The organism is Ruegeria sp. AM1 (assembly GCF_056540745.1).
In genome coordinates, this window is the sequence record NZ_JBQFXH010000001.1 from 1,472,695 (window position 1) to 1,484,940 (window position 12,246).

The 12,246-nt window shown below is 59.1% G+C and carries 11 protein-coding genes; 6 read left to right on the forward strand and 5 right to left on the reverse strand.

Going from position 1 to position 12,246, the window contains the following annotated elements; all coding sequences use genetic code 11:
- The first annotated feature begins 4 nt into the window (after positions 1–4).
- Positions 5–892 carry a LysR family transcriptional regulator ArgP gene (locus ACR0I7_RS07370; RefSeq protein WP_480509570.1) on the forward strand — a complete coding sequence of 296 codons (888 nt, stop codon included), beginning with the start codon at positions 5–7 and terminating at the stop codon, positions 890–892.
- 48 nt (positions 893–940) lie between these two features.
- Here ACR0I7_RS07370 and ACR0I7_RS07375 read toward each other — a convergent pair whose 3' ends face one another.
- A complete protein-coding gene (locus tag ACR0I7_RS07375) occupies positions 941–2,218 on the reverse strand; it encodes a permease (protein WP_480509571.1) in 1,278 nt (425 codons plus the stop codon).
- A 169-nt stretch (positions 2,219–2,387) separates the two neighbouring features.
- Positions 2,388–3,128 carry a YebC/PmpR family DNA-binding transcriptional regulator gene (locus ACR0I7_RS07380; protein ID WP_480509572.1) on the reverse strand — a complete coding sequence of 247 codons (741 nt, stop codon included), beginning with the start codon at positions 3,126–3,128 and terminating at the stop codon, positions 2,388–2,390.
- Between the two features lie 110 nt (positions 3,129–3,238).
- Between ACR0I7_RS07380 and ACR0I7_RS07385 the strand changes: the two genes are divergently transcribed.
- The 4 genes from ACR0I7_RS07385 (at position 3,239) to ACR0I7_RS07400 (ending at position 8,366) form a co-directional block, all read left to right on the forward strand.
- Entirely contained in the window at positions 3,239–5,011 is a 1,773-nt protein-coding gene (locus ACR0I7_RS07385; RefSeq protein WP_480509573.1) for an SLC13 family permease, read from the forward strand.
- A 16-nt stretch (positions 5,012–5,027) separates the two neighbouring features.
- A complete protein-coding gene (locus ACR0I7_RS07390; RefSeq protein WP_480509574.1) occupies positions 5,028–5,762 on the forward strand; it encodes a glutamine amidotransferase in 735 nt (244 codons plus the stop codon).
- 73 nt (positions 5,763–5,835) lie between these two features.
- Positions 5,836–6,693 (forward strand): bile acid:sodium symporter family protein, encoded by an 858-nt coding sequence (locus tag ACR0I7_RS07395; protein ID WP_480509575.1) that lies wholly within the window; start codon positions 5,836–5,838, stop codon positions 6,691–6,693.
- Between the two features lie 11 nt (positions 6,694–6,704).
- A complete protein-coding gene (locus tag ACR0I7_RS07400) occupies positions 6,705–8,366 on the forward strand; it encodes an FAD-binding dehydrogenase (protein WP_480509576.1) in 1,662 nt (553 codons plus the stop codon).
- 7 nt (positions 8,367–8,373) lie between these two features.
- On the opposite strand, the gene ACR0I7_RS07405 is transcribed toward ACR0I7_RS07400, so the two are convergent.
- The 3 genes from ACR0I7_RS07405 to ACR0I7_RS07415 all read right to left on the reverse strand — a co-directional run bounded on the left by ACR0I7_RS07405 (position 8,374) and on the right by ACR0I7_RS07415 (position 11,887).
- Entirely contained in the window at positions 8,374–9,108 is a 735-nt protein-coding gene (locus tag ACR0I7_RS07405) for a YbaY family lipoprotein (protein WP_480509577.1), read from the reverse strand.
- A gap of 95 nt (positions 9,109–9,203) precedes the next feature.
- Complete coding sequence (locus ACR0I7_RS07410; RefSeq protein ID WP_480509578.1) at positions 9,204–10,982, reverse strand: SLC13 family permease; 1,779 nt, start codon at positions 10,980–10,982, stop codon at positions 9,204–9,206.
- A 92-nt stretch (positions 10,983–11,074) separates the two neighbouring features.
- Positions 11,075–11,887 carry a TIGR00282 family metallophosphoesterase gene (locus ACR0I7_RS07415; RefSeq protein ID WP_480509579.1) on the reverse strand — a complete coding sequence of 271 codons (813 nt, stop codon included), beginning with the start codon at positions 11,885–11,887 and terminating at the stop codon, positions 11,075–11,077.
- Between the two features lie 134 nt (positions 11,888–12,021).
- Between ACR0I7_RS07415 and ACR0I7_RS07420 the strand changes: the two genes are divergently transcribed.
- Positions 12,022–12,246, forward strand: coding sequence for a putative hemolysin (locus ACR0I7_RS07420; protein ID WP_480509580.1), 225 nt, complete (start codon positions 12,022–12,024; stop codon positions 12,244–12,246).

A 12,246-nucleotide genomic window follows, 5' to 3' on the forward strand; every position in this document is an offset into this window, starting at 1 on the left:
ACTAATGCAACTTGATCCCCATCATCTTGCGGCCCTGTCCGCGATCCTGCGCCACGGCAGCTTTGAACTTGCCGCGGCCGAACTTGCGGTCACACCTTCGGCGATTTCCCAGCGTATCAGGGCGCTGGAAGACCGCATCGGAGTATCTCTGATCCAGCGCGGTGCACCCTGCGTCGGAACGCCTGCCGGGCTGCGGATCGCGCGCCATGCCGAGGATATCGGACTACTTGAGGCGCAGCTGGGCCGCGAACTGGCCATAGACCACAGCGCAGGTTCCGCCCGGGTCAAGATTGCGATACCCGCTGACAGTCTGGCCACATGGTTTATCGATGCGATGGCTCAGGTGGACGATATCTTTTTTGACCTTGTGGTCGATGATCAGGACCATTCTGCGGAATGGCTGCGACGCGGAGAAGTTAGCGCGGCGATTGCCGTAGGCGGTCAGACGGTACCGGGCTGCGATTCAATCCCACTTGGAACACTGCGGTATCTGGCGACGGCCAGCCCGGGTTTCATGGCAAAGTGGTTCCCTGACGGGGTGCAGGCGGCGTCTCTGAACCTTGCTCCTTGCCTGACCTTCAACCAGAAGGACAATCTGCAAAAGACGTGGATGACGCAGGAAATCGGCGACAGGATGTCTCCGCCAACACATTTTCTGCCCTCGACACAAGGGTTCGTTGACGCGGCCTGCGCAGGTTTGGGTTGGGGCATGAATCCCGAAGTGCTGGTGCGCCCGTTGATCCAGAGTGGGCATCTGCACGAGCTCATCCCCAACACCCCACTGGACGTAGAGCTGACCTGGCAGGTCGGTCGCATTCTGGCTCCATCGCTGGCCCCGCTAACCGGGGCTGTTAAAAGCGCCGCATCGCAGTGCCTGAGATCGGTTCCGTAGCTGAGAGATACGACCACAGCTCAGCGCCTTCGCAGATTGGTCTGCTGCTTAGTCTTGCTCCTCAGCCGCGTCCTGAGGTTGGACGACACGATAACAAGCAACAGCGGCCACCAGGCTGCACAGGATGATGAAGACAATCGCCAGCGCGACCTCATGCATATGCGCCACCGCCGCCAGTGCCGCTGAGATACCGACGGCCGACATCCGGCAGATACTCTTGATCGCCGCAGCCCCTTTTACGCGCTGCGACTTTGGGGCGACCTCAAGAAAATAAAGCTTTCTCGCGCTGCTGATGCCCGTCACAGCCACCGTTACGATAAACAGGGCCACGGCGTGAAGATGCACCCCGTGATCAAAGCCAAGGTAGTGCAACGAAATCAAAACAGCACCGGTCAGGGCCACCATCAGTGTCCCGGTGACCATCACGGCCCGGTGTGACCGCATATTCACAAGCTGCCACAGCGGGGCAGCAATCAGATACCCCGACGCCGAAGAAATGATCAGCGCCGTCAGCCCCCTGGCCGACGTATGATGCGCCTCAGCCGCGATCAGTGCAAAGAAGGGAACAGCCAGAGACACAACCACCAAGGGCAGACGCATCACCAAGTATTTGCGAAACCACGCCTCGTGAAACATGGCGCGAATATTGGCAATGTACTGACCGATTGAGAGATGCCCCAGATGGGGAGAGACATCTTTTGCCTTCTGATCCTTTCGAAGTTCTGCGATCGCCAGAATGGACAGACCAGAGAGTAAAAAGAACATCACCGCCGCAGCGATGACAGTGGAGTGGCGCGAAAAAGGCGGGTTCTCTTTGGTGATCTCGTGCAGAATAAGGGTCAGGGCAATCGCCCCCAGCCCCCCGGCGCCCAACTGCAGATAGCGCATCCACATTCGCGACTTGGACCCGACATGATCCCCCAGCAGATCAGAGAACATGAGGCTTTGGATTTCCTCGACCAGCCCGATAAAGAAAAAGGCAGCGATGAAAGCAGCTGCGATCATTGGCGTGCCGCCCAGCGCCGCGACGACCACAGCCATCAGCAGACAGGCACCAATGCAAAATTCGGTCAGCGCTATCGCACGCTTTTTCTGCTGCATCGCGGAAATGCGGGTGGCCAGAAACACATCAGCCAGCGTGCCGCCCACCTTGCGTACGGACACCAGCGCGCCCGCCAGAAACATCGGCATTTCAAGCGAAACGGCCAGAAAAGGCAGAACAACCGAAGGGCTGCCCATCGTCCAGGCGACCTGTGACAGGATGCTCTGCCCGGCCAAAACCGGCACGTTGCGCCGTTCGAGATTGCTGGAAGAATTGTCTGTCATCGTTAATCGCGGCCCGCGCATCTCTGCCCGGACAACGCTGTCTCTGCACCCGATTGCTGTTCGCTAACCAGCCTATAAGCCCGGGCCGTGGCGGCCAAGGATCAAGTTCACACAACAAAAAACCTGGCCTCATGGGCCGGGTTTTGTGCGTCAGGTCAGATGGCGCGGTCTAAAGCTGCGCCATAACCTCATCCGTTGCCTCAAAGTTTGTGGTAACGCGCTGGACGTCGTCATCGTCTTCCAGAGCGTCGACCAGCTTCATCAGCTTTTGCATGTCTTCGAGACCCAGCTCGGTCGTGGTGGTGGGCTTCCATACCAGCTTGGTCGATTCCGACTCGCCCAGCGCGGTCTCCAAAGCGTTGGACACCTCGTTCAGGTCCGTATCGGCACACCAGATGATATGGCCGTCTTCCGAGCTTTCGACATCTTCAGCACCCGCTTCGATGGCCGCTTCAAACAGCGTATCGGCGTCGCCTGCCGCTGCGGGATAAACCACCTCACCCTTGCGTTCGAACATAAAGCCGACAGATCCGGTTTCGCCCAGATTGCCGCCGTTCTTCGAGAAGGTCGAGCGCACGGTCGACGCGGTGCGGTTGCGGTTGTCGGTCATTGTTTCGACGATCACGGCCACACCGTTGGGGCCATAGCCCTCGTACCGGATTTCTTCGTAGTCGTCGCCTTCGCCTGCCACCGACTTTTTGATCGCGCGATCGATCACGTCCTTGGGGACGGAATTCGACTTGGCCTCTTTCACCGCCAAACGCAGGCGCGGGTTCTTGTCGGGATCGGGGTCGCCCATCTTGGCGGCCACGGTGATCTCTTTCGACAGTTTGGAAAACAGCTTGGACCGCGCGGCGTCCTGACGCCCCTTGCGGTGCTGGATGTTGGCCCATTTTGAGTGGCCTGCCATGATGCGTCCTCGTCTTCGTAATTGCGTATTTGGCGCTCATATAGACGTTTGCGGGGGGCAGGATCAAGAGATCGGCTTGTCCGCAGCCCCTTGGCAGGTATGGTGACCGCATGACGACAGACCAGATCATTCTTTTCGCTCTTTTCATCACAGTTTTTGGAATGCTGCTTTGGGGTCGGTTTCGATATGACCTTGTGGCCTTTGCCGCCCTCATGATTGGGGTCGTGCTGGGCGTAGTACCGGTTGAGAACGCCTTTGCAGGCTTCGGACACCCTGCAACCATCATCGTCGCGCTGGTGCTGGTCGTCTCAGCCGGTCTAGTAAGGTCAGGCGCGGTTTTTTTGATCACCCGAACGCTGGTCGACGCGTCGCGGGGATTGGGTGCCCATATCGCCCTGATGGGCGGTATCGGGGCGGTTCTCTCTGCGTTCATGAACAATGTCGCAGCCCTAGCCCTGCTGATGCCCGTCGACATCCAAACCGCGCGCAAGGCCGGGCGTTCGGTGGGTCTGTCGCTGATGCCGCTGAGCTTTGCCACCATTCTCGGAGGTATGGCGACACTGATCGGCACGCCCCCGAACATCATTATCGCATCGATCCGGGCTGAGACACTGGGCGAGCCTTTCCGCATGTTCGACTTTGCCCCGGTTGGCGGGTTGGCCGCGATTGCGGGGCTGGCGTTTGTCTCGTTGGTGGGCTGGCGGCTGATCCCCAATCGAGGTCCCCAGGCGGAAACCTCTGAGGTTCTGGCCGAATATATCGCCGAACTGACCATCCCACCGGAGTCCGCCCATATTGGCAAGCGGGTCGGCGAATTGTATGACGCAGCCGAAAAATCGGACGTTGCGATCATCGGTCTGATCCGCGATGGCAAGCGCCGCTATGGACGCTCTACTCATACCACCCTGCGCGAGGGCGACGCATTGGTTCTGGAGGCGCGGCCCGAGGCACTGGACGAATTCCGCTCGGCGCTGAACCTGCACTTTTCCGATACCCGCCGGCAGGAGGTTCTGACCGCTGAAGGCGAGGGTTTGGAGGTGATCGAGGTTGTGGCGACAGAAAGTGCCCGCATCACCGGTCGTACAGCGCAAGGGCTGGGTCTTGCCTGGCGGCAGAGCACGGTTCTGATGGGCATTTCGCGTCAGGGCCGTCGCATCACGGAACAGGTCCGCAAAACCGAGGTCGAACCGGGTGACATCCTGTTGCTGCTCTGCCCCCGTGACCGCAGCGCGGATGTGACCGACTGGCTGGGCTGCCTGCCTTTGGCAGAGCGCGGCCTGAACGTCACCGCCAATGACAAGGCGGGTCTGGCCATTGGTCTTTTTGCGGCAGCGGTGTTGGCGGCAAGCATCGGCCTGATCTACCTGCCCATCGCGCTTGGGCTGGTTGTGATCGCCTATGTCCTGACCAAGATCATGCCGATCAGCGAGATCTACAACCATATCGAATGGCCTGTTGTTGTGCTGCTGGGGTCGATGATCCCTTTGGGCAGCGCACTTGAAAGCTCGGGCGGGACCGAACTGATCGCGAACGCGCTGGTACAACTGACCAACGGCCTACCCGCTTGGGCGATTCTGACGGTGTTGATGGTGGTCACGATGACCTTGTCCGATGTCCTGAACAACACGGCCACGGCGATTGTCGCGGCCCCCGTTGGCATTCAGATGGCACGAACGCTGGACGTGTCACCGGACCCGTTCCTGATGACGGTGGCTGTAGCGGCCTCTGCCGCCTTCCTCACGCCGATTGGCCATAAGAACAACACGCTTGTGCTGGGGCCGGGCGGATATCGCTTTGGCGACTATTGGCGTATGGGGTTGCCGCTGGAGCTGCTGATCATCGCAGTCTCGATCCCCGCAATCCTTGTGTTCTGGCCGCTTTGAACGGTAAGGGCCCTCTATGAAACGCTTCCTGATCCTGCAACTGCGCCCCGAAACCGATGCGTCCGATGCTGAATTTGCCTCAATCCTGGACAAAACCGGCCTGTCGTCCGATCAGACCCACCGCATCCGGCTGGACTGTGAGGACCTGCCCGAAGGGCTCGACGTGACCCACTATGCTGGTGTCATCGTTGGCGGGGGGCCCGGCTGCGTCAGCGACGATCCGGCCACAAAATCTGCAACGGACGCTCGGATCGAGCAGGCTATCCTGGGTCTGATGCCCCAGATCACGGCACAGGATCATCCGTTTATGGGATGCTGCTATGGGCTGGGCATTCTGGCGGCGCATCTTGGTGGACAGGTCAGCAAGGCGCGATACGGCGAGCCGGTTGGCCCCTCGTTGTGCCAGCTAACTGATGATGGCGCACGTGATCCGCTGACAGCCGGGCTGCAGAGCGAATTCGACGCCTTTGTCGGCCATAAAGAGGCCGTGCAGGAATTGCCCGACGGTTGCGTACATCTGATTTCGTCAGTGCCCTGCCCGTTTCAGATGATCCGTTGGGGTCAGAACGTCTATGCCACGCAGTTCCATCCCGAAGCGGACGCCAAGGACTTTGAGCAGCGCATCAACATCTACAAAGATCACGGGTACTTTCCGCCAGAAGACGCCCAAACCCTGATTGATGCCTGCCACACTGCTGATGTTACGCAGCCCGCAGAGATTTTGCGCAGGTTCGCCCAACGCTATGGCTGACCCAACGATGCTGTTGCCTGTTGCTTTCTTCCTCGCTTAGGTTGGTCCGAACAACTTTGGGAGGAGTTTGTTCTTGGATCTGCTTATCAATGTCGGCCTGCCCGTGTCGCTGGCCATCATCATGCTGTCTTTGGGCGTCGGGCTAGAAGCCGCCGATTTCAGGCGTGTCATCAGCCGGCGCTTCCCGTTTGCAATTGGCGCGCTAAGCCAGATTGTCCTGCTGCCCATAGCGGCCTTTTTCGTAGTCACGATCTTTGCGCTGCCACCTGAAATCGCGGTTGGCTTTATGCTGCTCAGCTTTTGCCCCGGCGGCGTGACCAGCAATGTTCTGTCCAAATTTGCCAAAGCCGATGTCGCCTTGTCGGTCAGCCTGACTGCGGTGATCAGCCTGCTGTCTATCGTAACCGTTCCGATATTGGCGGCGTGGTCCATCAATCACTTCATGGGCGAAGACGCGCCAGAAGTCTCAATCAGCGGTCTGGCCATCGCGATGTTTCTGATCACCACACTGCCCGTAGCCATTGGCATTTGCATTCGCCACTTTGCAACCGGCTTTGCCAACAGGATCGAAGCGCCTTTGTCCAAATTCGCAACTGTCTTGTTTGTACTAATCGTTATCGCAGCCGTGGCCGGGAATTGGGCGCTGCTTGTAGAGAACTTTGGCAAGATGGGCATGGGGCTGCTTACACTGAATGTGGCGCTGCTGCTGATTGGCCTTGGTTTGGCACGGATGGCCAAGCTGTCATGGGCTGAGAGCAAAACGATCTCGATTGAGACCGGCATCCAGAACTCGACCCTGGGGATCACACTGGCCGCATTGATTACCGGCACTGAAACCGGGTTCAGCCCGCTGGCGTTGCCCGCTGCAGTGTATGGTGTGATGATGTATGCCGTCGCGATCCCGTTCCTTGCGTGGTTTCGCAGCCGCTGAAAGGACTGTTGATGACCGATAACACTGCGGATGCAATCGTCGTTGGTGGCGGGCTGGCGGGGCTGGCCGCCGCTGCCGAGCTTGGGGATCGCGGCAAAACGGTCATCCTTGTTGATCAGGAGCCGGAGCATTTTCTGGGCGGACAGGCGTTTTGGAGCCTTGGCGGGCTGTTCATGGTCGACACACCCGAACAGCGCCGAATGGGTATTCGGGACAGTCATGATCTGGCATTACGAGACTGGATGGGCAGCGCCCAATTCGACCGCGAGGACGACCATTGGCCCCGCAAATGGGCCGAGGCCTATGTCGAATTTGCAGCCGGTGAAATGCGCCCCTGGCTGCATGACATGGGGCTGCGCTGGTTCCCGGTTGTTGGTTGGGCCGAACGGGGCGGCTCTGACGCGCAGGGGCATGGCAATTCGGTCCCACGGTTTCACATCACATGGGGCACCGGGCCAGGCGTTCTGGAACATTTCGTGCGGCGCGTCCAAGAACATGCCGACGCCGGTCTGATCCAGCTGAGGCACCGCCATCAGGTCAGTCACATCATCATGCAAAACGGCGCGGCCAAAGGGGTCTCGGGCGAGGTTCTGGCGGGCGACCCCACCCAGCGCGGCGGCAAAACCAACCGCGATGAGGTGGGTGAATTCGAGTTCTACGCCCCCTCGGTGATCGTCACGTCGGGCGGGATCGGGGGCAACTTTGACATGGTGCGCAAGAACTGGCCCCGCGACCGGTTGGGAGAACCTCCAAAGGACATGGTGGCGGGCGTGCCCTTTCACGTCGATGGCCGTATGATCCCGATCAGTGAGAAAGCGGGCGGCCATGTCATCAATGGCGACCGCATGTGGCACTATACCGAAGGTGTGCGGAACTGGGATCCGATCTGGCCCGCGCATGGCATCCGTATCCTGCCCGGCCCAAGCTCGATGTGGTTTGATGCGCGCGGCAACCGGCTGAAGCCCCCATGTCTGCCGGGTTTCGACACGCTGGGAACGCTGCGCGAGATTCTGGCAACAGGATATGAATACAGCTGGTTTGTTCTGACCCAGAAGATCATCAAGAAGGAATTCGCCCTGTCCGGTTCCGAGCAGAACCCTGATTTCACATCAGGCAGTTGGATGGAGGTTATTCGTCAACGTGTCCTGTCCGGCTCAAAGGCGACTGAGCCTGTTGAGGCATTCAAGGCAAAAGGTGAGGATTTCGTAGTCGCGCGCACACTGACCGAGCTGGTCAGCGGTATGAACCAGCTGGGCGGCGGCCTGATCGACGAATCCCATCTGCGCGCGCAGATCGAGGCGCGGGACTCGCAAGTCGACAACCCATTTTCAAAAGACGCGCAGATGATGGCCATTCTTGCTGCGCGCAATTATCGCGGCGACAAACTGATCCGAACCGCCAAGCCGCACAAATTCCTAGACCCCTCCAGCGGCCCGCTGATAGCGGTGAAGCTGCACGTCCTGACCCGCAAGACACTGGGCGGCCTGCAAACCAATCTCGATAGCCAGATGATCGGAGCCGACGGTCAGGTCGTTCCAGGACTGTTCGCCGCAGGCGAGGTCGCAGGATTTGGTGGCGGCGGCTATCACGGCTACAACGCGCTTGAAGGCACATTCCTTGGCGGATGCATATTCTCTGGCCGCAATGCAGGCAGGTCACGCGCAGTCGCGTAGTGTCACCCTATTGCGCACGGGCGAATTGCACCAAGGGTTGCCCCGTTGCATCAAGAAATGTCAGCGTATCGCCGCGCAATACGTAGGTCGTAACGCTTTGCAATGAGCCGAAAAACTGGCGCTCGATCTCATCCAGCGCTGGTGGGCAAGCCATAAGCGTGGCGGCCATATTGTCGGGAAAGGTAATCTGGCTGCCCGAGATATCGGCCTGACCGCTGATACGATTGCACCCGCCCGAGCCGGAAAAGGCGCCATCTGTCGCAAATGAAATCGTGGGCGGCTTGTCCGTCTCAAGCGCGGCCCCCTGCAAGACAGTCGCAAACCAGTCGCTGTTTTCCAGCATGGCATCCTGATCCGCACGCACCAGCAGCAAATCAACAGACCGGCCTGCCCCATCGGTCAGAACCGGATAGGCCGTATCCGTGGTGAACAGCATATCCCGACCCTGATAGATAGTCCCCCGAACCACATAGCGCATGTCATCCCGGATTAGCGCATCATCATAAGTGATTTCGAAGTCAGCAGGAACGGCGCTCAGGGCATAGCGTTGCGCCGCCAGAACCACAGCAGATGCGTCAGCTTGCGACACATCCTGCAGCTCGACATAAAGCGTTGCGCCTGGTGGCACCGCAATACGTTCGCGATAGGTGGCAGATCCGTTGATCGCCCCTGCTACAGCTATGCTGCCCACAGTCATCAATGCAGAGGTGCCGGCGGCAATGACCCATATTTTGCTGGGCATGATAAATCCCCTTTTGCAAATCTCTCCTCTCAAGATCGTATGAACGGACGTGTTTGCAAGGGTTTGCCCCAATCGTCAGCGGATCAACGCCGGTCTTAGAGCGGCCAGATCAATGGGATCAGCAACGACGCCAGCAGACCGCAGGTCAGGTTCAGCGGGATACCGACCTTCATGAAATCAACGAAACGATACCCGCCCGGCCCGTAGACCATCATATTGGTCTGGTATCCAATCGGTGTTGCAAACGACGCCGACGCCGCCACCATGACCGCGATCACCAGAGGGCGCGGATCAATGCCCACGGCCTGCGCCAATCCGATTGCAATCGGCGTCACCACAACGGCGACCGCGTTGTTCGACACAAGCTCGGTCAGAACGGATGTCAGCAGATACACGGCCCAGACGATCAGGAACGGCGGCAACGTGCCCAAGCCGGGGGCCACGGCTTCTACAACCAGAGATACCGCGCCTGAGCTGTCAAGTGCAGCCCCGATGGCGAGCATCGCAAAGATCAACGCCAGCAGGCGCCCTTCGACAAAGGAAAACGCTTCATCCGCATCGATACATCGGGTCAGCAGAACAATCGCAACCGCCAAAACCGACAGAAGTAGAATTGGCGCGACACCAAGCGCTGCCAGAACAACAATCCCAATCAAAGCACTGATTGCTATAGGCGCGTGGCTGCGTCGAAACGCGCGGGCCGAGGGCTGAGACACGTCCACCATATCCATATCGGCCGCCAGTTTCTGGATGTCCGCCGGCGACCCCTCCAGCAGCAGGGTATCACCCACGCGCACGACTAGGTCATCCAGCTGACGCCCGATATTCTGGTTGCGACGATGCACCGCCAACACATAGACGCCGTACCGACGACGCAGCCGCAAGGCACCCAGCGTCCGGCCCACCATCCGGCATCCGGGGGTGATCAGAACCTCAACCGTTTTGGTTTCAACCGCCGAAACCTGATCGACACGCTTGAGCTCTTTGTTGCTCTGCAGGCTCAGCAGCTCGGTCATTTCCGTCCGCAAGACCACCCGGTCGCCCACTTTGAGCGTCACCCCTTTGAGGTTGCGCCGCAACGAGTCATCGCCCCGGATAACGTCGATCAGCCGCACTCCGGGACGTTTGAACAATTGCACGCCGGTGACTTCGCGACCAATCAGGTTGCTGTCCGGCGGAATGACCGCCTCGGTAAAGAATTTCATCTTGGACCGGTCGCTGAGCATTGAGGCCATGCTGTCGCGCGCCGGCAGCAGTCGCGGTGCGACAAAACGCAGATAGAACATGCCGTAGATCACCAGGGCGATGCCCAAAGGCGTGACTTCGAAAATCGTGAATGCGGCCATGCCCTGCGCGCGCGCCACACCGTCAACCAACAGGTTGGTCGATGTCCCGATCAGAGTGAGCGTTCCCCCCAAAATGGCGGCATAACTGAGCGGGATCAGCAGCTTTGATGCCGGAACATCCAGCGTCCGCGCGATCTGAACAAAGACCGGGATCATCACTACAACAACCGGCGTATTCGACACGACGGCAGAGGCTATGACCACAAATGCCATCAGCGTCGCGATTGCCACGCGCGGGCTGACCTGCGCCTGTTTCTGGGCGGTCGACGTAAAGGCGTCCAATGCCCCGGTGCGCACGAGGGCACCCATGATGATGAACATGGCCGCAATCGTCCACGGTGCAGGGTTTGACAGCACCGCCAATGCGCTCTGATACGGCAAGACCCCCGTCACCAGCATGACGGCAACACCACCTATTGCCACCACTTCGGTTGGATAAACTTCGCGCAGGAACATGATGAACATGCTCGCAACAACCACCAGCGCCAGTATTGCGCTGCCCGTTTCTGTCAATTGCAGGAAGTGCATTTGTGGTTTTCTGTCCGAACCCTAGCCTGGCAAAAGCGCCCAAGGAGCAGTGTCTCGCATAGAGCGCTGCAGGGCAAGCCTGGCGTATTGCGTCAGGGGGTCGCCTGTTCCAGTCGTCCGCCGACCCGTATCATACGCACCGATTTGGCGTGACCATCTCGGTCGTCGGTTTCGACGAACACACCGCTCAGTGTGGCTTCTCCGTTCGCCGGGGTAAACCGGGCCTTAGGCATCCCCGTGATAAAGCGGCGCATGGGTTCCTGTTTATCCATGCCAATGACGGAATCATAGTCGCCACACATCCCGGCATCGGTCAGATAGGCGGTCCCGCCCGGCAGGATTTGTGCATCCGCGGTTGGCACATGGGTGTGGGTTCCCACCACAAGGCTGGCGCGTTTGTCGCAGTAATGCCCCATGGCCATCTTTTCCGAGGTCGCCTCGCAATGCATATCAACGATGATTGCCTGCGCCTGCCCACCGCGCGGATGCGATTTAAGGATGGGTTCGATGGCCGAAAACGGATCGTCAAAGGGCCGTTTCATGAACACCTGGCCCAGAACCTGCACAACCAGAACCTTGCGCCCTCCGGGTGCGGTAAACAGGCGATGGCCGCGACCGGGAGCACCTTTTGCAAAATTCACCGGGCGCACGATGCGCTGTTCTTTCTCGATGAACTGCAGCATGTCTTTCTGGTCAAAGGCGTGATCGCCCAGCGTGACGCAGTCTGCGCCGGCCTCCAGCAGCGCTTTGGCATGATCACCGGTCAGCCCCATCCCGTTCGAGGCATTCTCGCCATTGACCACGACAAAATCCAACCGCCACTCGTCGCGCAGACGTGGCAAATGCTGCTGGATGGCCGCGCGCCCTGCGCGTCCCATCACATCACCCAGAAATAAAATCCTCATGCACGTCGTCCTATGGGCAGCTCGCGGCAATAACAAGGCGGAACCGTGCCAATACCGCGCCACCTGCCAGCCTTGCATTCGCAGGCTATGACGCCAAACTGTCTATTGGTCATATACTGTATTGGAGCCGATTTATGAGACATGTTGCAATTGCGTGTATTGCTGCGCTGACTGCCACCACAGCCTGGGCTGAAACCAAAACCACCATGGCAAACCCCGCTGCCACATTCTGCATCGAAAACGATGGTGAATATCAGATTCGCAAGAATACCGATGGCAGCGAATATGGTGTCTGCATTCTAAAGGACGGCACCGAGGTCGACGCCTGGGACTATCTGCGCAGTCATTTTGAGAACTAG

Excerpts from the sequence above, each read along its gene's own strand:
- ACR0I7_RS07410 (WP_480509578.1), bottom strand. The coding sequence starts at position 10,982 with ATGCACTTCCTGCAATTGACAGAAACGGGCAGCGCAATACTGGCGCTG.
- ACR0I7_RS07415 (WP_480509579.1), bottom strand. The coding sequence starts at position 11,887 with ATGAGGATTTTATTTCTGGGTGATGTGATGGGACGCGCAGGGCGCGCG.
- ACR0I7_RS07390 (WP_480509574.1), top strand. The coding sequence starts at position 5,028 with ATGAAACGCTTCCTGATCCTGCAACTGCGCCCCGAAACCGATGCGTCC.
- ACR0I7_RS07375 (WP_480509571.1), bottom strand. The coding sequence starts at position 2,218 with ATGACAGACAATTCTTCCAGCAATCTCGAACGGCGCAACGTGCCGGTT.
- ACR0I7_RS07405 (WP_480509577.1), bottom strand. The coding sequence starts at position 9,108 with ATGCCCAGCAAAATATGGGTCATTGCCGCCGGCACCTCTGCATTGATG.
- ACR0I7_RS07400 (WP_480509576.1), top strand. The coding sequence starts at position 6,705 with ATGACCGATAACACTGCGGATGCAATCGTCGTTGGTGGCGGGCTGGCG.
- ACR0I7_RS07385 (WP_480509573.1), top strand. The coding sequence starts at position 3,239 with ATGACGACAGACCAGATCATTCTTTTCGCTCTTTTCATCACAGTTTTT.
- ACR0I7_RS07420 (WP_480509580.1), top strand. The coding sequence starts at position 12,022 with ATGAGACATGTTGCAATTGCGTGTATTGCTGCGCTGACTGCCACCACA.
- ACR0I7_RS07380 (WP_480509572.1), bottom strand. The coding sequence starts at position 3,128 with ATGGCAGGCCACTCAAAATGGGCCAACATCCAGCACCGCAAGGGGCGT.
- ACR0I7_RS07370 (WP_480509570.1), top strand. The coding sequence starts at position 5 with ATGCAACTTGATCCCCATCATCTTGCGGCCCTGTCCGCGATCCTGCGC.